The sequence below is a fragment of the Allobosea sp. LC85 genome, assembly GCF_000735605.1.
Classification (GTDB): Bacteria; Pseudomonadota; Alphaproteobacteria; order Rhizobiales; family Beijerinckiaceae; genus Allobosea.
The window spans coordinates 65,110-86,835 of record NZ_JPKG01000017.1 but is presented as its reverse complement, the minus strand read 5'-3'; the positions used below and the strand labels follow the sequence as shown (position 1 = coordinate 86,835).

Below are 21,726 nucleotides of genomic sequence, written 5' to 3'. Positions count from 1 at the left end.
GGCGCCTCGATCGTCGTCGACGGCGCGCTGACGCTGCGGGCATGATCGAGTTGACGGCGGGCGGTTGCAGCAAGCGGCCAGCCTCGCTACATACGCGGCACTCATCCCGAAAGCCCCCGGCGCGATCAGTCCGAAGCGGAGCCGCTCATCCATGTCCCGTCAGTTCATCTACCATATGCGCGGCCTGTCGAAGACCTATCCGGGCGGCAAGCAGGTGCTGAAGGACATCCATCTGTCGTTCTACCCGGATGCCAAGATCGGTGTGCTCGGCGTCAACGGCGCCGGCAAGTCGACCCTGCTCAAGATCATGGCAGGCTACGACAAGGAATGGACCGGCGAGGCCTGGGTGGCCGAGGGCGCGCGCGTCGGCTACCTGCCGCAGGAGCCCAAACTCGATGAGGGCCTGAATGTACGCGACAACGTGATGCTCGGCGTTGCGCCGCAGAAGGCGATCCTCGACCGCTACAACGAACTCGCGATGAACTACTCGGACGAGACCGCGGACGAGATGACAAAGCTCCAGGACGAGATCGAGGCCAAGGGCCTGTGGGATCTCGATTCCAAGGTCGACCAGGCGATGGACGCGTTACGCTGCCCGCCTGACGACTGGGAGGTCTCCAAGCTCTCGGGTGGCGAACGCCGCCGTGTCGCACTCTGCAAGCTCCTGCTCGAGCAGCCGGAACTGCTGCTGCTCGACGAACCGACCAACCATCTCGATGCCGAAACGACCGCCTGGCTCGAAGGTCATTTGCGGACCTATCCGGGCGCGATCCTGATCGTTACCCACGATCGCTACTTCCTCGACAACGTCACGAGCTGGATTCTCGAGCTCGATCGCGGCCAGGGCATTCCCTACGAAGGGAATTACTCGGCCTGGTCGGTGCAGAAGCAGAAGCGCCTCGCCCAGGAAGGCCGGGAGGACGTCTCGCGCCAGAAGACGCTGGAACGCGAGCAGGAATGGATTTCGGCTTCGCCCAAGGCGCGCCAGGCCAAGAGCAAGGCCCGCATCCAGCGCTATGACGAGCTGGTGCAGAAGGCTTCGAACAAGGGGCCGGACACCGCGCAGATCGTCATTCCGATCGCCGAGCGCCTCGGCAACAATGTCGTCGATTTCGAGAACCTGTCGAAGGGCTTCCAGGACAAGCTGCTGATCGACGGGCTGTCCTTCAAGCTGCCGCCGGGTGGTATCGTCGGCATCATCGGACCGAACGGCGCCGGCAAGACCACGCTGTTCCGGATGATCACCGGGCAGGAGAAGCCGGATTCCGGTTCGATCACCATCGGCGAGAGCGTCAAGCTCGGCTATGTCGACCAGAGCCGCGACTCGCTCGACGACAAGAAGAACGTCTGGGAGGAGATCTCCGGCGGCAACGACATCCTCTACCTCGGCAAGCGCGAGGTGAATTCGCGCGCCTATTGCTCGACCTTCAATTTCAAGGGCGGCGACCAGCAGAAGAAGGTCGGATCTCTCTCGGGCGGTGAGCGCAACCGCGTCCATCTTGCCAAGATGCTGAAATCGGGCGCCAACGTCCTGCTGCTCGACGAGCCGACCAACGATCTCGACGTCGACACGCTGCGCGCACTCGAAGAGGCGCTGGAGGATTATGCCGGCTGCGCCGTGATCATCAGCCACGATCGCTGGTTCCTCGACCGCATCGCGACCCATATCCTCGCCTTCGAGGGCGACAGCCATGTCGAATGGTTCGAGGGCAATTTTGCCGATTACGAGGAAGACAAGAAGCGCCGGCTGGGGATCGATTCCACGATCCCGAAGCGGATTCAGTACAAGAAGTTCTCGCGCTGACCCTCTGAGCCTCGAAGGAAAGGCCCGCGCTCCTGAAAGGGAGCGCGGGCCTTATCCGTTGGGGGCGCCGATTTGAGCGAGGCTCAGGCCTTGCCTTTTACCAGGATGTTTCCGTCGACCTGCTGGATGTCGCGCAGGCCGCAGAGCGCCATGGTGACGTCGAGTTCCTTGCGGATGATGTCGAGGCAGCGGGTCACACCTTCCTCGCCCATGGCGCCGAGGCCGTAGAGGAAGGCGCGGCCGATCATCACGCCGCGGGCGCCGAGCGCCACGGCCTTGATCACGTCCTGTCCGGAGCGGATGCCGCCATCCATCAGCACTTCCATGCGCCCGCCGACCTGTTCGACGATGCCCGGCAGCGCCACGATGGAGGAGACGGCGCCGTCGAGCTGGCGGCCGCCATGGTTCGAGACGATCAACGCGTCGGCACCGCTCCTGGCGGCGAGTTCGGCATCCTCCGGATCGAGAATGCCCTTGAGGATCAGCTTGCCGCCCCAGCGATCCTTGATCGACTTCACATCATCCCAGCTCAGCGCCGGATCGAACTGTTCCGCCGTCCAGGAGGAGAGCGAGGAGAGATCGCCGACGCCCTTGGCATGGCCGACGATGTTTCCAAAGGTGCGGCGCTTGGTGCCGAGCATGCCGAGGCACCAGCGCGGCTTGGTCGCAAGGTTGATCAGATTGGCGATCGTCGGCTTCGGCGGGGCGGAGAGCCCGTTGCGGATATCCTTGTGGCGCTGGCCGAGGATCTGGAGGTCGAGCGTCAGGACCAGCGCCGAGCACTGCGCCGCCTTGGCGCGGTCGATCAGGCGGTTGATGAAGTCGCGGTCCTTCATCACGTAAAGCTGGAACCAGAAAGGCGCGTCGGTGTTCTCGGCGACATCCTCGATCGAGCAGATGCTCATGGTCGAGAGCGTGAAGGGCACGCCGGCCCTGGCGGCGGCGCGGGCGGCAAGGATTTCGCCGTCGGCGTGCTGCATACCGGTGAGGCCCGTTGGTGCGAGTGCAACCGGCATCGTGGCGGCCTGGCCCGCGAGCGTGGTCGCCAGCGTACGGTTGGTCATGTCGACGGCGACGCGCTGGCGCAGCTTGATGGCCGCGAAGTCGGCCTCGTTGGCGCGATAGGTGCCCTCGGTCCAGGCGCCGGAATCGGCGTAGTCGTAGAACATGCGCGGCACCCGGCGCTGGGCCAGGATGCGCAGGTCTTCGATGGTCAAGGGCTGGGACATGTCGGCCGGCTCCGCAATTTCGCTCCTGACCGCTCGGTCGCATGGAACCCTGCCGCAGGCAACCGCCCGCTACGTGATCCCGCTATACCGGCCGGGCTTGTGATTGACCGCCAGGATCAGGTTGAGCACCGCAGCGCCTAGCAGCGAAATCAGCACTTTCTCCAGCGGCAGCATGAAGAGCGCGCAGAAGAGGATCAGCGCGTCGATGCCAAGCTGAAACCAGCCGGCGCGGATATCGTGTTTCTCCTGCAGGTAGAGCGCGAGGATGTTGACGCCGCCCAGGCCGGTGCGATGGCGGAACAGTGCAAGGACGCCAAGCCCCATCAGGCTGCCGCCGGCGACCGCGGCGTAGATCGGGTCCACCGTCGCGATCGCCAGCCAGCCGGGCGTGAACCAGGTGAAGAGCGAGACGAGCCCGACCGCGATGAAGGTCCGCAAGGCGAAGCGCCAGCCCATGCGACGGACCGCGAGCCAGTAGAATGGGAGGTTGATGGCGAAGAAAACCAGGCCAAAATTGATCCCGGTGGCAAACTGGAACAGCAATGCCACCCCAGCCGCCCCGCTCGTGAGCAGGGTCGCCTTGGTATAGAGGCTGATGCCGATGCTGACGAGCAATGTGCCGAGCAGCATGGCGAAGACGTCTTCGTAGAAGCGATGGCGCTCGGTCGGTGGGGCTGAGGTCGCCGCGTCGCTCATGGTGCATGTCCGGCTGGGTTGAGGGGCTTTGGTCGTTTGTGCGCGACGATGCAATAGTTGAGCCGCGCCGGATGATCCTGTAGGGCCGGATCATCCCTACCGCTACCCTGCGAGATCTCCTCATGATTCTGCGGCTCGCCGCTGCGCTTTGCCTGACGCTCCTTGCCCACGCCGCGCCGGCACAGGACACCGTTGCCTGGAAGACCGGGCGCGAGGCGAAGCTGATCGAGACGCGCATCGAGGCGCTGCTCAAGAGGATGACGCTCGACGAGAAGGTCGGTCAGCTCCATCTCTCTGGCCGCGGCGAGGGTTTCAACGCCGCGCGCATTCGCGAGGGCCGGATGGGCGGGGTGATGAACTTCGTCGTGCCGCAAGAGGTTGCCGATGTCCAGAAGGCGGCGCGCGAGTCCCGGCTGAAGATCCCGCTGATCATTGGCCTTGATGCCGTTCATGGCTTCTCGACCTATTTTCCGCTACCGCTTGGCCAGGCTTCGACCTGGAATCCGGAGTTGATCGAGGCGGCGGCCTATTGGACGGGGCGCGAAGCGCGCGCCGCCGGCATCCAGTGGACTTTTGCGCCGATGGTCGACATCTCGCGTGATCCGCGCTGGGGCCGCGTGCTCGAAGGGGCGGGTGAAGACGCCTATTTCGGCTCCATCGTCGCGGCAGCGCGCACGCATGGCTATCAGCGCGGCGGCGTGGCGACGACGGTCAAGCATTTTGTCGGTTACGGCGCGGGCGAAGCCGGGCGCGACTACAATTCGACCTGGATACCGACCAGTCAGCTCTTCGACCTCTACCTGCCACCGTTCAAGGCCTCGTTCGAGGCCGGTTCGATGACGGCGATGGCGGCATTCAACGCGCTGAACGGCGTGCCGACCACTGCGCATGGGGGGCTGCTGACCGGGCTGCTGCGCCAGAATTGGGGATTCAAGGGCTTCGTCGCCTCTGATTTCGGTTCGATCACCGAACTCAGACTGCACGGTATCGCCAAGGACGACGCCGAGGCTGCGCGCAAGGCGCTGCTGGCCGGCATCGACATGGACATGATGGGTGACGTCTATGACAAGCACCTGGCTGCCGAGGTGAAGGCCGGTCGTGTCCCGGTGAAGATGCTCGACGAGGCGGTGCGCCGGGTGTTGCGCGTCAAGTTCCATCTGGGCCTGTTCGAGCGCCCTGATGTCGACCCGGCGGCCGCTCAGGCGCTGATGCAGACGCAGGAGGCCCGTGAGGTCGCGCTACGCGCGGCGCGCGAAGGCATCATCCTGCTCAAGAACGCCAACGAAACCCTGCCGATTGCGCCCTCCGTCAAGAGGCTCGCCGTGATCGGCGCCATGGCCGAGCCGGAAGCCGAGCGCGTCTGGACCGATCCGGCCGGGCTCGGCCGGCGCGCCATCCAGTCGCTGCCCGATGCGCTCAAGGAGCGCGTCCAAGCCGGGGTCGAGGTCGTCTACGAGTCGGCCTTCACAAAGAACTGCGGCACGGAATTCGCGGACAAGGAGGCAGCGCTGCGCGCGGCTGCGGCAAGCGATCTCGTCATTGCCATGCTCGGCGAGGATTGCGAGTTCATGGGGGAGGGCGCCTCGCGCGCGAATCTCGGCCTGCCCGGCGTGCAGCAGGACCTGCTCGAGGCGCTTGTCGCGACGGGCAAGCCCGTCGTGCTGGTGCTGGCCACTGGCCGCCCACTGGTCCTCACCTGGGCCGACGCCCATGTCGCGGCGATCGTGCAGACCTTCCATGGCGGCACTGAGGGGCGCACGGCGATCGCCGAGGTTCTGACGGGAGCGGCGAATCCGTCAGGCCGCACGCCGATGAGCTTTCCGCGCTCGGTCGGGCAGATCCCGGTCTACTACAACCATCTCCCAACGGGGCGGCCGCAGAAGATCCGGCAGCGCTACGAGTCGATCTACATGGATGAGAAGAACGAGCCGCTCTATCCCTTCGGTTTCGGTCTTTCCTACTCCCGCTTCAGCTATGCCAATCCGCGTGTCGACCGCTCGCGCATCGCGATCAATGGCACTGCCGAAATCTCGGTCGATGTGACCAATTCCGGTTCGCGCGACGGCCAGGAAGTGACGCAGCTCTATATCCGCCAGCCGGTCGCGACCCGGTCCCGGCCAGTCCGCGAACTCAAGGGCTTCAGCAAGCTCGCGATCAAGGCGGGCGAAACCAGGACCGTCAGTTTCAAGCTCGAAGCCCAGAAGCTGGGATATCACGATGACACCGGGCGCTATGTTGTCGAGCCGGGTCTGTTCGAGGTTTATCTTGGCGGTTCCGCGTTGGCGGAGGCGAAGACACAGTTTGAGGTGATCAAGCCATAGTCATCGCCAGACGGCCCTGCTTGACGTTTGGTCTCGACATCTTTGTGTTTTCGGTCAATCCTCCTCTGGTCGGGCATTCGGATGCATGCATCCGAAGATCCGCAAGAAGCTGGCTTCAGGGGATGCGGCTATGGCGACCGGAACCGTAAAATGGTTCAATACTGAGAAGGGCTTCGGATTCATTCAGCCTTCGGATGGCGGCAAGGATGTGTTCGTACACATCACGGCCGTGAAAGAAGCGGGCCTGATGACTCTGACGGAAGGACAGAAAGTCTCGTTCGATTTGAAGACCGAACGCGGAAAAACGGCGGCAGGCTCGCTCCAGCTGCTCTGACCTCTCGGGCCTCGCGCGCTCATGGCGACCCTTGAAACGGCCGCTATGATGGGCGGTCGCGCGCGGCCCACCCACTGTTCGGGATGTGGGGCTGGCTCCAGACCCTGCCGATGCCGTGGCGGTTCCGCCACACGGACTACCGCGCGAAGCGTTTGGCACCTGCCACACAGAGTGCCACGCCGGCGGTGACGGCGACCATGGGCCAGCTCACGGCCTCATGCAGCAGCAGCGCGGCGAGCATCAGCCCAAAAAAGGGCTGCAGCAATTGCAGCTGCCCGACGGCGGCGATACCGCCCTGCGCCAGGCCGCGATACCAGAACACGAACCCCACCAGCATGCTGAACACCGAGACATAGGCGAGGCCGAGCCAGGCTGGCCGGCCGACATCCGCAAGCGAGTCCGGAAAGGTCATTGCGCTGAGCGTGACCATGACGGGCAGGGAGAGCACCAGCGCCCAGGAAATCACCTGCCAGCCTCCGAGCTTTCGCGACAGCCGCGCTCCCTCGGCGTAGCCGAGGCCGCAGATGATGACCGCGGCGAGCATCAGCAGGTCCCCGACCGGGGAGGCGACAAAGCCCTGGGTCATCGCAAATCCTGCGACGAGCGTGCTGCCCAGGCAGGAAAACAGCCAGAAGACCGGGCGAGGACGCTCGCCGCCGCGCAGGACGCCGAAGCTCGCCGTCGCCAGCGGCAGAAGGCCGATGAAGACGATCGAATGGGCCGAACTGACATGTTTCAGCGCCAGCGCCGTCAGCAGCGGGAAGCCGACGACAACGCTCAGCGCCACCACGATGAGCGGGAGAAGGTCGCTCCGCTGCGGCCGGGTCTGCCGGAAGGCGAGAAGCAGGCACAGGCCCAACAGGCCAGCAATTGCAGCGCGCGCGGCGGTCAGAAAGACAGGGTCGAGATCGATCACGGCAACACGCGTTGCAGGCAGCGAGGCGCTGAAGATCAGCACGCCGAGAAACCCGTTGATCCAACCGCTCATGCTCTTGTCCATCAGGAAGATTCCGTTCGCGGCCTGCATTCGCCGGGATATGCATCTTTTGCCAGAGACGGTGCATAACAGTTGATGCAAACTGTCCTGCCGTACGAGCAATACAATTAGGCGATCGGATGACGCTCTTGGACGATGACGGCACGCTTGTCGGGCGAGTCATGCAGGCTGTTCGCCAGCGCATGGCGGGGCGCATATTGGCTCCGGGGGCCAAGCTGCCCTCGATCCGCGGCTTTGCCGAAACGATGGGCGTCTCGAAGTCGACGGTGGTCGAAGCGTATGACCGGCTTGCCGCAGAGGGCGCAATCCGCTCGCGGCGCGGCTCCGGTTTCTACGTCGCGGGCCATCTGCCACCCCTGTCGCTGGCGGAGATCGGTCCCAGGCTCGACCGTGCGGTCGATCCGCTCTGGGTGTCGCGACAATCGCTGGAGGCCGGTGAGGATTTCCTGAAGCCCGGCTGCGGCTGGCTGCCCGCATCGTGGCTGCCGGAGGAGAGTCTTCGCAGAACGCTGCGATCGCTCTCGCGCGCCGATGCCTCCACATTGACCGACTATGGCACGCCACTCGGGCTGCTGCCGCTTCGCCATCTGCTCGCCCGGCGCGTGGCAGAGCGCGGCATCGAGGCCAGGCCCGACCAGATCATGCTGACCGAGTCCGGAACCCAGGCCATCGACCTGCTCTGCCGCTTCCTGATCGAGCCGGGGGATACGGTGGTGGTCGACGACCCCTGCTACTTCAACTTCCAGGCTCTGCTGCGGGCTCATCGAGCCAGGATCGTCAGTGTCCCCTACACGCCAAACGGTCCCGATATCGTGCGCTTCGAACATGTGCTCGCCGAGCATCGGCCACGGCTCTATGTCACCAATTCCGCGCTGCACAATCCAACGGGAGCCGTGCTGTCTCCTGTGATCGCGCATCGGGTGCTCAAGCTGGCTGAACAGTCGGGGCTGACGATCATCGAGGACGATATCTTTGCCGATTTCGAGCTGGAGCCGGCGCCGCGGCTCGCCGCTTTCGATGGTCTCGATCGGGTCGTGCATATCGGCAGCTTCTCCAAGACGCTGTCGGCCTCGCTGCGATGCGGCTTCATTGCGGCGCGGCGCGACTGGATCGAGGGGCTGACTGATCTCAAGATCGCCACCTCCTTCGGGGCCAGCCGGGTCTCCGCGGAATTTGTGCTGGGCGTCTTGAAGGACGGAACCTATCGCAAGCATATGGACGGCCTGCGCGGGCGGCTGGGTCGCGCCATGACGGAGACCGGCGGGCGGTTGAAAGCCATCGGAATCGAGCCATGGGTCGAGCCGCGTGCCGGCATGTTCCTGTGGTGTCGCCTGCCGGACGGGCTGGATGCCGCCGAGATCGCGCAGCGTGTGCTGGTGCAGAATATCGTCCTGGCTCCCGGAAATGCCTTCAGCATGTCGCTATCGGCGGGGCGCTTCCTGCGCTTCAATGTTGCGCAATCGTCGGACCCTCGCATCTTCCATGCGCTCGAAGCGGCGATGCGGCGCTGAGCAATGCGGCCATTGGCGTAACAGGGTGCGCAGGATCTCGCTGACGCGCGGAGGGTGCTTGCGTTTTCTCCCTTTTTGACATAAAGATATCTTTATATCTTTTTCTACGCTTTGAAAGCTAATCGCTTGCGCCAACCCACGACGCTGTCCTCGTCATCCTTGCTTGCGGGCCTGCGCGCGGCCGGCGAGGAGACGCGGCTGCGTATCCTGGCGCTGTTGGCGGAGGGCGAACTCTCTGTTTCGGATCTGACCGACATTCTCGGGCAGTCTCAGCCCCGCATTTCCCGCCATCTCAAGCTCCTGGCCGAGGCCGGGCTGGTGCGGCGCTATCGCGAGGGAGCCTGGGCCTTCTTCCGGCTCGACGAGTCGGGGGCGGGCGGCGCCTTCGCTGCCTCCCTGGCTGCATGGCTCGACCGGGCGGATCCGGAACTCGCTGCGGATCGCGAGAGGCTCGCGGCCGTTCGCTCCGCGCGCGCCGAGGCGGCGCAGTCCTATTTCGCCAGCGTGGCTCGGGACTGGGATCGGCTGCGCTCCCTGCATGTCCCCGATGACGCCGTCGAGGCGGCTGTCGAGGCGGCGGCCGGGGAGGGCTCTTCCGGCGCGGTGCTCGACCTTGGCACGGGGACCGGCCGGATGCTGGAGCGGATCGCCCCGAAATTCGGCCGTGCCATTGGTGTCGATGCCAGCCATGCCATGCTCGCGGTGGCGCGCGCCAATCTCGAGAAGGCGGGCCTGTCCCGGGTTGAGCTGCGACAGGGCGACATTCACGCCTTGCCTTTCGCGCGCGGGACCTTCGATCTCGTCATCATCCATCAGGTTCTGCATTTTCTCGACGACCCCGGCCGCGCGCTGCGCGAGGCCGCCGCAATGCTCGCTCCCGGCGGCCGGCTGATCGTGGTCGATTTCGCGCCGCACGAGATGGAGTTCCTGCGGACCGAGCACGCGCATCGCCGGCTCGGTTTCTCACGGGCGCAGATCGCGGGCTGGTTTGCGGAGGCAGGGTTGAGCTGCGACCTCTCCGAAGAGGTGACGTCGGCCGAGGGGGCGTCCGGCCAACTCTCTGTGATGCTCTGGCGCGGACGTGACCGGCGCGTGCAGGGGGATTTCCCACTGCGCAAGAATTCCAGTTTCGAGGTGGCTTGATGAATGCGTTTCGCCCCAGCCGGCACGGCACCCGCCGGCCCAGCGTCTCTTTCGAGTTCTTTCCGCCGAAGACGCCGGAGATGGAGACGACACTCTGGGAGAGCGTGCGCCGTCTCGAGCCGCTTGGTCCAACCTTCGTGTCGGTGACCTATGGCGCAGGCGGTTCGACACGTGAACGCACCCATAACACCGTCAAGCGCATGGTTGAGGAGACCCGGCTGAAGCCGGCCGCGCACCTGACCTGCGTTTCGGCCACCTGCGCCGAGGTTGATGACGTCATCCGCTCCTATTGGGCGGCCGGCGTGCGCCATATCGTGGCGCTGCGTGGTGACCCGGCCGGTGGGCTTGGAACAGTCTACGAGCCGCACCCGCAGGGCTATCACCAGACCTCCGATCTCGTTGCCGGGATCCGGCGCGTCGGTGATTTCGAGGTGACGGTTTCGGCTTATCCCGAGAAGCATCCGGAAGCGGCCTCGCTCGATGCCGATATCGATGCCCTGAAGAAGAAGGTCGATGCCGGCGCAACCCGGGCGATCACACAGTTCTTCTTCGATAACGACGTCTATTTTCGCTATCTCGACAAGGTTCGGGCTCGGGGAATCGACATCCCGATCCTGCCCGGCATCGTTCCCGTCCAGAATTTCAAGCAGACGGCGAGCTTCGCTACCAAGACCGGCGCGAGCGTACCGCAATGGCTGGCCGACCGGTTCGAGGGCCTGGAAGACGACGCCGCGACGCGCCGGCTCGTGGCGGCCGCGGTTTGCGCCGAGCAGGTGCTCGACCTGATCGACCGCGGCGTCTCGGACCTGCATTTCTACACGATGAACAAGGCCGACCTGGTCTATGCGATCTGCCATCTGGTCGGCTTGAAGCCCGACAGGACCGTGCAGCAGCAGGCGGCCGCGGAATAGCGTGCCAGCCGTCATTGGGAGCGAGGCGATCCGGCCTGTCTGAGTGGCCTCTGGATTGCTTCGTCGCTTTGCTCCTCGCAATGACGGGAAGACCATAGGAACAGAGTTTCATGACGAAGGCGCTCGCGATGTCAGACTACAATCCCAGCCAGGTCGATGGCATCGAGATCGAGTGCGCGCTTCGCCAGTCCGCGTCCGAGCGCATCCTCGTGCTGGACGGTGCGATGGGGACGCAGATCCAGAACCTGAAGCTCTCGGAGGCCGAATTTCGCGGCGAGCGCTTCAAGGGCTGGAACCACGATCTCAAGGGCAATAACGACCTGCTGGTCCTGACCCAGCCGGATGCGATTCGCGAAATCCACCTGGCCTATTTCCAGGCGGGTGCCGACATCGTCGAGACCAACACGTTTTCGTCGACGCAGATCGCCCAGGCCGATTACGGCATGGAGGCGCTGGCCTATGAGTTGAACGTCGCCTCGGCGAAGCTCGCGCGCGAAGCGGCCGCTCTCGCTGAGAAGGCCGATGGGCGCCGTCGCTTCGTCGCCGGCGCGATCGGGCCGACGAACCGCACGCTTTCGATCTCGCCGGATGTGAACAATCCCGGCTTCCGCGCCGTGACCTTCGATCAGGTGCGCGAATCCTATGCCGAACAGGTGCGCGGCCTGATCGATGGTGGCTCCGAGCTGATACTGGTCGAAACCATCTTCGACACGCTCAACGCCAAGGCTGCGATCGTTGCCATCGAGGAGGTCTATCGCGAGAAGGGCCTGCGCCTGCCGGTGATGATCTCCGGCACGATCACCGACCTTTCGGGGCGCACGCTCTCGGGCCAGACCACGGAAGCGTTCTGGAACGCGATCCGCCATGCCGCGCCGCTGACAGTCGGCCTCAACTGTGCGCTCGGCGCGCGCGAGATGCGGGCGCATATCAAGGATCTGTCGCGCGTTGCCGACACGCTGATCTGCGCCTATCCGAATGCCGGCCTGCCCAACGAATTCGGCATGTATGACGAAAGCCCCGAGGCGACGGCCGGCATGCTGGCCGAATTCGCCGATGCCGGGCTCGTGAATGTCGTCGGCGGCTGCTGCGGCACGACGCCTGGCCATATCCGCGCCATCGCGGAAGCCGTCGCCGGCAAGGCGCCTCGCGCGGTGCCGGAAATCAAACGGTATCTGCGGCTGGCAGGGCTCGAGCCCTTCACGCTCGACGAGACCATTCCCTTCGTCAATGTCGGCGAGCGCACCAACGTTACCGGGTCGGCCCGCTTCCGCAAGCTGGTCAAGGAAGGCGACTTCGCCGCCGCGCTGGATGTCGCGCGTGACCAGGTCGCCAATGGTGCGCAGGTCATCGACATCAACATGGACGAGGGCCTGCTCGATTCCGAGAAGGCAATGACCGAGTTCTGCAATCTGATCGCCTCGGAGCCTGATATCTCCCGGGTGCCGATCATGGTCGACTCGTCGAAATTCCACGTCATCGAAGCCGGCCTGAAGACGATCCAGGGCAAGCCGATCGTCAATTCGATCTCGATGAAGGAAGGCGAGGAGGCTTTCCTCGAACACGCCCGCATCTGCCGCAACTACGGCGCAGCCGTCGTGGTGATGGCCTTCGACGAAACCGGCCAGGCCGACACCTTCGAGCGCAAGATCGAGATCTGCACACGGGCCTACAAGCTCTTGACCGAGCAGATCGGTTTCCCGCCCGAGGACATCATCTTCGATCCCAACATCTTTGCCGTCGCGACCGGCATCGAGGAGCACGACAACTACGGCAACGACTTCATCGAGGCGACCAAGGCGATCCGCGAGACCCTGCCGCATGCCCATATCTCGGGCGGCGTCTCAAACCTGTCCTTCTCGTTCCGCGGCAACGAGAAGGTCCGCGAAGCGATGCATTCGGTGTTCCTGTACCACTGCATCAAGGCCGGCATGGACATGGGCATCGTCAATGCGGGCCAGCTCGGCTCCTATGACGATCTCGATCCGGAACTGCGCGAACTCTGCGAGGATGTCGTCCTCAACCGTCGCAAGGATTCGACCGAGCGCCTGCTCGATGCAGCCCCGCGCTTCAAGGGCGACGGTTCGGTCGCGATTTCCGGCAAGGACATGGCCTGGCGCGATAACCCGGTCGAGAAGCGGCTGGAATACGCGCTGGTCAACGGCATCACCGCCTTCATCGACACCGATGTCGAGGAGGCACGCGCTGCGGCCGAGAAGCCGCTCCATGTCATCGAGGGGCCGCTGATGGCCGGCATGAACGTGGTCGGAGATCTGTTCGGCGCCGGCAAGATGTTCCTGCCGCAGGTGGTGAAATCCGCTCGCGTGATGAAGCAGGCCGTGGCCTATCTGATGCCTTACATGGAGGAGGAGAAGCGCCTGAACGGTGGCTCCGAGCGTTCGGCCGCCGGCAAGGTGCTGATGGCGACCGTGAAGGGCGATGTCCATGACATCGGCAAGAACATCGTCGGCGTCGTGCTGCAGTGCAATAATTACGAGGTCATCGACCTCGGCGTGATGGTGCCCACGCAGAAGATCCTCGATGTTGCGCGCAAGGAGAAGGTCGACATCATCGGCCTCTCCGGCCTGATCACGCCTTCGCTCGACGAGATGGTCACCGTCGCCTCCGAGATGGAGCGCGAAGGCTTCGATATTCCGCTCCTGATCGGCGGCGCAACGACCAGCCGCGTGCATACGGCGGTGAAGATCCATCCGGCCTATAGCCAGGGTCAGACGGTCTATGTCACCGACGCGTCGCGCGCTGTCGGTGTCGTCTCGAGCCTGCTCTCGCAGGACCAAAAGCCGGCCTATGTCGAGGGCGTCAGGGGTGAATATGCCAAGGTCGCGGCCGCCCACCGACGCTCGGAGGCCGACAAGCAGCGCCTGCCGCTCGCGAAGGCGCGGGCCAACGCCTTCAAGGCGGATTGGGCGAGCTACACCCCGCCGAAGCCGAGCTTCCTCGGCACGCGCGTGTTCCGGACCTATGACATCGCCGATCTCGTGCCGGTGATCGACTGGACGCCGTTCTTCCAGACCTGGGAGATGAAGGGACGCTTCCCTGCGATCTTGCAGGACGAGAAGCAGGGCGAGGCGGCACGTGCGCTCTGGGACGATGCGCAGGCGATGCTGAAGCGCATCGTCGAGGAGCGCTGGTTCAATCCCAAGGCGGTGATCGGCTTCTGGCCGGCCAATGCCGTTGGGGACGACATCCGGCTTTATACCGGGGAGAGCCGCCAGGACATGCTCGCGACCTTCCATGGGTTGCGTCAGCAGCTTTCCAAGCGCGACGGCAAGCCGAACATGTGCATCTCGGACTTCATCGCGCCCGAGGCCATCGAACGGCCTGATTACATCGGCGCCTTTGTCGTGACAGCGGGCGCGGAAGAGGAGCGCATTTCCGAGAAGTTCGCTCGTGACAACGACGATTACCGCTCGATCATGGTCAAGGCGCTGGCCGACCGCTTCGCAGAGGCGATGGCCGAACGCATGCACCAGCTCGTTCGCACGCAGTTCTGGGGCTATGCACCCGACGAGAACCTCGCCAATGACGATTTGATCCGCGAGGAGTATCGCGGCATCCGGCCGGCGCCGGGCTATCCGGCCCAGCCCGACCATACCGAGAAGGAAACGCTGTTCGAGTTGCTGCAGGCCGAGCGGCGGGTCGGCGTGAAGCTGACGGAGAGCTTTGCGATGTGGCCGGGCTCCTCTGTCTCGGGGCTCTATCTGTCGCATCCGGACGCCTATTATTTCGGTGTCGCCAAGGTCGAGCGCGACCAGGTCGAGGATTACGCAGCGCGCAAGGGCATGGCGATCCACGAGGTCGAGCGCTGGCTTGCGCCGATCCTCAATTATGAGCCCAGCGCCTATCGGCTGGAGGCTGCCGAGTGATGCTGCGGGCGGCTACCCCAGCCGATCTGCCACGCATCGGCGTGATCCGGCAGGCTGTGAAGGAGAACGTGCTCCACGACCCCTCCAAGGTCAGCGATGAGGAGGTCGCCTGGTATATGGAGCAGGCCATCTTCCTCGTCAGCGAGGAGGGCGGCGAGGTTGTCGGCTTCACCTGCGCCAACCACCAGACGGCTCTCGTCTGGGCGCTGTTCATCGATCCCGATCACGAAGGGCACGGCCATGGTCGTGCACTCCTGGATGCGGCGCTGGAGCGGCTTGCGGGAAACGGCCACCGGCAAGCTTACCTGACGACAGGCGCGACGACCCGTGCTGCACGCTTCTATCGCCAGCATGGCTGGCGCGACATGGGCCCTGCGCTCGACGGCCAGACCGTCTTCGTCATGCCGCTCGGACCGGCTTAGGCCCGCTTCGCTCCAACCCTGACGTGATTGCGGCCGGCGCTTCCAGCTGAGGATGGCCGGCTTCGGTGATGCCGGCGTTGAGTTGGCGCCCTTGCTCAGCCGCCACGCCCGCGCGCTTGGATCGACATCAGGCGCGCTCCTCCTTTACAGGCCGTTCGGTACGGGGAACGCGCGGTCACGGAGACGCCGCCAGATCGAAGTGAAAGACCTTGGCGATGATTTGCCAGCGCCCATCCAGCTGGACGACGCTGAGCAGATCGGTGAAGGATTTCGGCCCGATGGCGCATGCGACGCGGGCGAGCGCGGTCACCGGCCCGGCGAACTCGATCGAGAGGATGCGGTCCTGCCGCGCCTCGCCCCGGCTTGCCGGGGAGGGACGCTTTGCGACCATGGGCAGATAGGCGTCCATGGTCAGGTGGGTGAGACTGCCCTCGCTGGCGCAGGCATAGATCGCCTGCGGATGGAAGACCCCGGCGAGCTTGCCGGCATCGCTGTGATAGAGGCCATCGAAATAGCGCGTCAGAACCTCGACGATTTCGGCAAACCGGGTATCCATCGCAGGCGCCTCGTTCAGATCAGGCCTTCGGCCTGCATGGCCTGGCGCACGGTGTTGCGGCCGGTCAGGCGCTGCATGAAAGCCTGGAGCTTCGGCCAGGCATCGAGCGCGACGCCGGTATGGTTGGCCCAGTTCGTGACGACGAAGAGATAGGCGTCCGCGACGCTGAAGGTCTCGCCGAGAAGATAGGGGCGCCCGTCCGAGAGCTTCTGCTCGACATCGCCGAAACGTCGGGCGACCTTCTCCTTCGCTTCGCGCCTGGCATCGTCGCCAAGCGTGGTGCTGAACAGCGGCGCGAAGGCCTTGTGCAACTCGGAGGCGATGAAATTGAGCTCTTCCTGCAGCCGTGCGCGCGCCAGCGTTCCGGCCTTTGGCGCGAGTTCCGCCTCGGGCTTCAAGTCCGCGATGTACTGGACGATCGCCGCGCCTTCGGTCAGCACCTCGCCGCTGTCGAGCTGCAGGGCCGGTACATAGCCGCGCGGATTGACTGTGGTGAAGTCGGCGCCGGTCTCGGTCGTCCTGGTCTTGGTGTCGACCTTCTCGAGGGTGAAGGGCAGGCCGGCTTCGCGCAGCGCGATGTGGGGCGAGAGCGAGCAGGCGCCGGGAGCGTAGTAGAGTTTCATGGTGGTGCGTCTCCGTGTTGACCGGTGGCCAGAGCGGTAGGCTGGGTGATAACCTTTGTATACTCGGTAACTTGTCGTTACTGCATTTTCCGGTATCATTCCGGTAACCGGAGAAAACCTGGCATGGTGCTGAAGATACGGAAGAATCGGGCGAAGAACCCGCCGCCGACCTGTGCTGTCGGTACGTGCATGCAGGTGCTCGGCAAGGCCTGGACGCCGAATGTGATCTGGTATCTGAGTGCCGGTCCGCGTCGCTTCGGCGAGTTGCGTCATGACATGCCGCTGATCTCGGCCAAGATGCTGAGCGAGCGCCTGCGCGATCTCGAAAGCCGGGGCATCGTCGAGCGGCGAATCCTGACGAGCTCGCCGCCATCAGCCGAATATGGGCTGACCGGTCTCGGGCTGGAACTGATGCCGGCGATCGAGGCGATCGTCGCGGTCGGGCAGCGCCTGAAGGAACGCATGGGGCAGGCGGCGGCCGCCTGAAGCGCATCAACCGGCGCGAAGCGCCCTGATGTCCGCGAGCGCGCCATGCATCGCGTCGGCGCCGGGATGTCCCTGCAATGGCTCGCCGAAAAGATGCAGCCGATTACGACCCGACGCTTTGGCGACGTAGAGCGCAGAATCGGCTTCGGCGAGGCTCCGGTCGGGATCATGGTGCCGGCCCGGCAGCAGCATCGTCGCGCCGATCGAGGCACTGATCTCGATCGACCGCCCGTTCCAGGTGACCGGGCGCGAGAGCACTGCAAGGGCCTGGTTCAGCCGGTGCAGGATATGGGGCCAGCCGGCGGTCGAGCAGATCAGCAGCGCGAATTCGTCGCCGCCGATACGGGCAATCGTCAGCGCGTCGCTCAGCGTGGCTTCCAGCCGCAGTGCCACTTGCCGCAGGCATTCATCGCCAGCGGCGTGGCCGAGATGGTCATTGATCGGCTTGAACATGTCGAGATCGATGAGGGCGAGCGCGCCAAGGGCAGTGCCGTCAGCGGGCATGCGCCGCAGCTCGGATAGCTGCGCCTCGAACGCCCGGCGATTGGCGAGGCCGGTGAGCGGATCGCTGTAGGCGAGCTGACGCAAGCCCTGCCACATCTGCTTCTCGCCGGTGACGTCCTGCTTGGCGCCGTAAATGCGCCAGGGCCGGCCCTGCTGGTGCGTGATGTCGGCGCTCAGGCGCATCCAGCGGCTGGTGCCTCCGGCGGTCAGGATCCTGGCGTCGAGGACGAAGCCCTTGCCGGAGCGGATCATCGTGCCGCGAAGCTGCTCCATCTCGGCGCGCGAGTCGTTCGTGTAGAGGTCGACGATGGACGGGCGGTGCAAGGCCGAGCCGCGCGGCAGGCCGAAAAGATCGTAGACGCCGCCTGTCCAGGTGAGCTGTTCGGTGGCGAGTTCGCATTCCCAGGCGCCGATCCCGGCCAACTGCGCGGCCTGATCGTAGAGACGTCTGGCTTCGGCGTCATGCAGCGACATGGGATTCAGGTCTCGGCTTGGGCGCCAAGCAACCGGCTTTGCGCCTCCGGCCGCAGTGTCGCCGAAGCTAGGCGATGATGATTAACGGGTTGTTGCAGCCGCAGGGATTCGCATTCCGCTATTCCCGCCGCAGGGCTTCGATCGGGTCCAACCGTGCAGCCTGCCGCGCCGGATAGAAGCCGAAGAAGACGCCGATCATCCCGGAGACGCCGACCGCGATCAGGATTGTCTCGATCGAGATGACGGACGGCCAGTTGGCGATGCGGGCGATGGTGAGAGCCGCGCCGACGCCAAGCGCGATGCCCACGGCGCCGCCGATGGTCGCGAGCGTCGTCGCCTCGATCAGGAACTGGGCCAGCACGTCGCGCTGGCGTGCACCCACTGCGAGCCGCAGCCCGATCTCGCGGGTGCGCTCGGTCACCGAGACCAACATGATGTTCATGATGCCGATGCCGCCCACCAGCAGCGACACGGCGGCGACGGCGGCGAGCAGCCAGGAGAGCGTGGTGGCGGCGGCTGTCGCGGTGTTGGCGATCTCGGTCAGATTGCGAACGATGAAATCGTCGTCCTGGTCCTCGGGAAGCCTGTGACGCTGGCGCAGCAGTGCAGTCGTGTCCGCGATGCCTGGCGCGATCGCGTCCTCACTGGCAAATTTCACCATGATGGTCTGGACCGAACGATCACGGGCATAGTTGCGGCCGATGATCCGGCGCCGACCGGTGTCCAGCGGCACGAAGATGACATCGTCCTGATCCTGGCCCAGCGCCGACTGGCCCTTGGGCGCCATCACGCCGATGACCTTGAATGGCACGTTGCGGATGCGGAACATCTGGTCGAGCGGATCCTGCTCGCCGAAGAGGTTCTTCGCCACGGTCTGGCCGATGACGGCGACGATCTCGCCACGCCGCAACTCCTCCGGCTCGAACAGCCGGCCCTCGGCCACGTCCCATTCGCGTGCGGTGAAGAAATCGAGATCGGTCGCCGTGATCTGTGTCGACCAGTTGGTGCCGGCATAGACGGCCTGGGCGCGGGTGATGATGACGGGTGCCGCAGCAGTGACGTTCTCGACCTCGGCAAGGACGGCGCGAGCATCCTCGTCGGTCAAGGTCGAAGAGGCGCCAGCGCCCAGCCTGACGCCCCCTTGCGTGACGTTGCCGGACTGGATGATGGCGAGATTGGCGCCGAGCGACTTGATCTGCCCGGTGACGCGTTCACGCGCACCGGAGCCGATCGCAATCATGGCGATGACGGCGGCTACGCCAATGATGATGCCGAGCATCGTCAGCGCCGAGCGCAACGCGTTGGCGCCGATGGCGGAAAGAGCCGAGCGAATGGCTTCCCAGATGCTCATGCCGCGACCTCGGCGGTCGGAGGCGCGCGGTCGAGCGCTGCCAGCGCGGCACGCGCGTCGGCTGGCTCCTGCCGCTCATCGGAGAGGATGTGTCCGTCACGGAAGCGAATGACGCGCCGCGCGTGGCGCGCGACCTCGGCATCGTGGGTGACGATGACGACGGTCACACCTTCGTGGTTCAGGTCCTGAAACAGGGCCAGGATTTCGAGCGCGGTCCGGCTGTCGAGCGCGCCGGTCGGTTCGTCTGCGAGCAGAAGGCGCGGTTCGTTCACCAGTGCGCGGGCGATGGCGACACGCTGCTGCTGGCCGCCGGACAGCTGCATCGGCCGATGATGAGCGCGCTCCGCCAGCCCGACGCGCCCAAGCGCGGCAAGTGCCTTCTCGCGCCGTATCTTCCGGTCGCGACCGGCATAGACCATGGGAAGCTCGACATTGGCACAGGCATCGACGCGTGGCAGCAGGTTGAACTGCTGGAAGACGAAGCCGAGCTTGCGGTTGCGCAGCTCGGCCAAACCATCGCTCGACAAGGTTTCGACCGCAACCCCATCGAGCCGGTAATGGCCGCCGGTCGGCCGATCCAGGCAGCCGATCAGGTTCATGAACGTGGATTTTCCCGAGCCGGAGGGGCCCATCACCGCGACAAGATCGCCGGTTTCGATCTCAAGCGAGACCCGGTCGAGCGCGATCACGCTGCCGGAATCGAGGCTGTAGATCCGGCTGAGTTCATGCACTTCGATCAGGGCCATGAGGCTGCCTTCAGAACAGACGCGGACCGCGCACTGGCGGACGGCCGGCGGGTTCCGCTGTGGCAGTGCTGCGCGGGCCGCCGCCGACGAGGACCTGCATGCCTTCCTTGAGGTCGCTGGAGACGATCTCGGTATAGGCGCCATCGGTTGGACCGAGCATGAGCTGGATCACCTTGGGCTGGCCCTCGCTGTCGAGCACATAGACGCGTCCGGGAATTCCCTTTTGCGAGGGCGCGCGGCCTTCTTCCATCATCGTCTCGAACTTGGCGCGACGTTCGGGATCGAGCGCAGCCGAGATCTTCGCGCGCATTTCGCTGCGGGCAGCGCGGAAGGCCGCGCGACGCTCGTCCTCGGAGAGGCCGGCCATCGCGGCTCGGCCGGGCCCCCGGCGCTCCTCGATGATGGCGGTGATCGCCTGCCTCTGTTCGGCCGTCGGCTGCAGCTCGGTTTCGAGGCGCTCGCGCAGCGCGGTCACAGCACGGGCACCACCGCGTCCGGCCTGCGGACTTCCTGATGGGGACGCAGCAGCCCCTGCAGGTCCCGCTGCCTGACCGGGCGGGCGGAAGCGCAAGGCTGCATTGGGGACACGCAATGCGTTGCTGCGGTCTTCCGTGATCACCTGAATATTGGCCGTCATGCCCGGGAGCAGCGCCATGTCGCGGTTCTCGACACGCACGACGCCGGTATAGGTTACGACGTTCTGGATGGTCTGCGCACCCAGCCGCACTATGTTGACGCGACCTTCGAAGGTGCGGTTTGGATAGGCGTTGACCGTGAAGGAGACGGGCTGGCCAGGTTGGAGGCGGCCCACATCGGCCTCGTCGATATTGGCGTAGATGTCGATCTCGCGCAGGTCCTGCGCGATCTGGAACAGAACAGGTGCGGAGAGCGAGGCGGCGACCGTCTGACCGAGATCGATCTGGCGCTGGACCACGACGCCGTCGACCGGCGAACGGATATCGGTTCGCTCGAGATCGATCAGGATGTCCTTGAGCTTGGCCTCGCGACTGGCGATCAGTGCTTCGCCGGACTGAAGCTGCCCCTCCGCCAGCAGGATGTCGGCGTCCAGCCCATTGAGTTCGGCCTTGGCCGAGGAAATCTGCGCCTCTGTCGAGGCGAGCGTGGCTGTCTGGATTTCGACCTGGGTGCGGGCGCTGTCCAGGTTCTGCTGGGAGCCGGTGTTGCGGTTGAAGAGCTCGTTCTGCCGGTCGAAAGTGCGTTTTGCATCGGCCAACTGGGCGGCGACGCGATCGCGCTGTGCCTCAAGGTCCTTGACGGTCGAATTGGCCTTGAGACGGCTCGATTTGGCGCGCTCGAGCTGGGCGCGCTTGACGATGAGGTCGGCCTTGCTCTGGGCCAGATCGGCGGCGGCGGCATCGCGCCGCGTCCGGATCTGGTCGCTGTTGAGCCGTGCCACCACCTGCCCGGCCTTCACCTGCGAATTGTAGTCCGCAAGGATCTCGACGATCTGGCCCGACAGCATCGAGCCGACCAGGACGGTGGTCATCGGAGTCAATGTGCCGGTGGCGCGCACGGCTGCGGTGATCTGGCCCCGATCAATCGACGCCGTACGATAGGCGACGTCACTGGCTGCTCCCCCCGTGGGGCGGATTGCCCAATAGCCTGCTGCTGCGGCGGTCAAGCCAAGGCCGGCAGCGATCACCAGTTTGCGCAAGTCGTTGTCCCCGTCATCCGGCGTAGCCGGACACATTTCGCAGGGTCCGAACGATGCCA

18 protein-coding genes are annotated in these 21,726 nt (G+C 64.9%); 9 read left to right on the top strand and 9 right to left on the bottom strand.

Features of this window, described 5'->3' with window-relative positions; genetic code table 11:
• The first annotated feature begins 151 nt into the window (after nt 1–151).
• Nucleotides 152–1,804, top strand: coding sequence for an energy-dependent translational throttle protein EttA (gene ettA, locus FG93_RS07565; RefSeq protein ID WP_043233389.1), 1,653 nt, complete (start codon nt 152–154; stop codon nt 1,802–1,804).
• An 83-nt stretch (nt 1,805–1,887) separates the two neighbouring features.
• Here the strand turns inward: ettA and FG93_RS07560 are convergent, their stop codons facing one another.
• Nucleotides 1,888–3,033, bottom strand: a complete 1,146-nt coding sequence (locus FG93_RS07560; protein ID WP_043233387.1) for an alpha-hydroxy acid oxidase — start codon at nt 3,031–3,033, stop codon at nt 1,888–1,890.
• A 69-nt stretch (nt 3,034–3,102) separates the two neighbouring features.
• Complete coding sequence (locus FG93_RS07555; RefSeq protein WP_043233385.1) at nt 3,103–3,729, bottom strand: YitT family protein; 627 nt, start codon at nt 3,727–3,729, stop codon at nt 3,103–3,105.
• A 122-nt stretch (nt 3,730–3,851) separates the two neighbouring features.
• Here FG93_RS07555 and FG93_RS07550 point away from each other — a divergent pair, with 122 nt between their 5' ends.
• The gene (locus FG93_RS07550; RefSeq protein ID WP_043233383.1) at nt 3,852–6,050 is read left to right on the top strand and encodes a glycoside hydrolase family 3 N-terminal domain-containing protein; all 2,199 of its coding nucleotides are present in this window, start codon (nt 3,852–3,854) and stop codon (nt 6,048–6,050) included.
• Between the two features lie 130 nt (nt 6,051–6,180).
• Nucleotides 6,181–6,384, top strand: a complete 204-nt coding sequence (locus FG93_RS07545) for a cold-shock protein (protein WP_043233603.1) — start codon at nt 6,181–6,183, stop codon at nt 6,382–6,384.
• A gap of 136 nt (nt 6,385–6,520) precedes the next feature.
• On the opposite strand, the gene FG93_RS07540 is transcribed toward FG93_RS07545, so the two are convergent.
• Nucleotides 6,521–7,384: a DMT family transporter gene (locus FG93_RS07540; RefSeq protein ID WP_043233602.1), complete on the bottom strand. Its 864-nt coding sequence runs from the start codon at nt 7,382–7,384 to the stop codon at nt 6,521–6,523.
• Between the two features lie 116 nt (nt 7,385–7,500).
• On the opposite strand from FG93_RS07540, the gene FG93_RS07535 reads away from it, so the two are divergent.
• The 5 genes from FG93_RS07535 (at nt 7,501) to FG93_RS07515 (ending at nt 15,252) form a co-directional block, all read left to right on the top strand.
• A complete protein-coding gene (locus FG93_RS07535) occupies nt 7,501–8,892 on the top strand; it encodes a PLP-dependent aminotransferase family protein (RefSeq protein ID WP_043233381.1) in 1,392 nt (463 codons plus the stop codon).
• A gap of 126 nt (nt 8,893–9,018) precedes the next feature.
• A complete protein-coding gene (locus FG93_RS07530; protein WP_081881370.1) occupies nt 9,019–10,035 on the top strand; it encodes a metalloregulator ArsR/SmtB family transcription factor in 1,017 nt (338 codons plus the stop codon).
• Complete coding sequence (gene metF / locus FG93_RS07525; RefSeq protein WP_043233380.1) at nt 10,035–10,946, top strand: methylenetetrahydrofolate reductase [NAD(P)H]; 912 nt, start codon at nt 10,035–10,037, stop codon at nt 10,944–10,946. The genes FG93_RS07530 and metF overlap by 1 nt, the downstream gene beginning before the upstream one ends.
• Before the next feature lie 128 nt (nt 10,947–11,074).
• Nucleotides 11,075–14,830, top strand: a complete 3,756-nt coding sequence (metH, locus tag FG93_RS07520) for a methionine synthase (protein WP_043233600.1) — start codon at nt 11,075–11,077, stop codon at nt 14,828–14,830.
• Nucleotides 14,830–15,252 (top strand): GNAT family N-acetyltransferase, encoded by a 423-nt coding sequence (locus FG93_RS07515; RefSeq protein WP_043233379.1) that lies wholly within the window; start codon nt 14,830–14,832, stop codon nt 15,250–15,252. Before metH ends, FG93_RS07515 begins: the two co-directional genes overlap by 1 nt.
• A 175-nt stretch (nt 15,253–15,427) precedes the next feature.
• Here FG93_RS07515 and FG93_RS07510 read toward each other — a convergent pair whose 3' ends face one another.
• Entirely contained in the window at nt 15,428–15,808 is a 381-nt protein-coding gene (locus FG93_RS07510) for a nuclear transport factor 2 family protein (protein ID WP_043233378.1), read from the bottom strand.
• Nucleotides 15,809–15,822: 14 nt separating this feature from the next.
• A complete protein-coding gene (gene gstA, locus FG93_RS07505; protein ID WP_043233376.1) occupies nt 15,823–16,431 on the bottom strand; it encodes a glutathione transferase GstA in 609 nt (202 codons plus the stop codon).
• Between the two features lie 123 nt (nt 16,432–16,554).
• On the opposite strand from gstA, the gene FG93_RS07500 reads away from it, so the two are divergent.
• Complete coding sequence (locus FG93_RS07500; protein WP_043233375.1) at nt 16,555–16,917, top strand: helix-turn-helix domain-containing protein; 363 nt, start codon at nt 16,555–16,557, stop codon at nt 16,915–16,917.
• Between the two features lie 6 nt (nt 16,918–16,923).
• On the opposite strand, the gene FG93_RS07495 is transcribed toward FG93_RS07500, so the two are convergent.
• From FG93_RS07495 to FG93_RS07480, 4 genes are all read right to left on the bottom strand, one after another.
• Nucleotides 16,924–17,895 (bottom strand): diguanylate cyclase, encoded by a 972-nt coding sequence (locus FG93_RS07495; protein WP_081881369.1) that lies wholly within the window; start codon nt 17,893–17,895, stop codon nt 16,924–16,926.
• A gap of 118 nt (nt 17,896–18,013) precedes the next feature.
• Complete coding sequence (locus FG93_RS07490) at nt 18,014–19,246, bottom strand: ABC transporter permease (RefSeq protein ID WP_043233373.1); 1,233 nt, start codon at nt 19,244–19,246, stop codon at nt 18,014–18,016.
• Nucleotides 19,243–19,992 (bottom strand): ABC transporter ATP-binding protein, encoded by a 750-nt coding sequence (locus FG93_RS07485; protein WP_081881368.1) that lies wholly within the window; start codon nt 19,990–19,992, stop codon nt 19,243–19,245. Before FG93_RS07485 ends, FG93_RS07490 begins: the two co-directional genes overlap by 4 nt.
• A 10-nt stretch (nt 19,993–20,002) precedes the next feature.
• The gene (locus tag FG93_RS07480; protein WP_161783788.1) at nt 20,003–21,667 is read right to left on the bottom strand and encodes an efflux RND transporter periplasmic adaptor subunit; all 1,665 of its coding nucleotides are present in this window, start codon (nt 21,665–21,667) and stop codon (nt 20,003–20,005) included.
• Between the last annotated feature and the right edge of the window lie 59 nt (nt 21,668–21,726).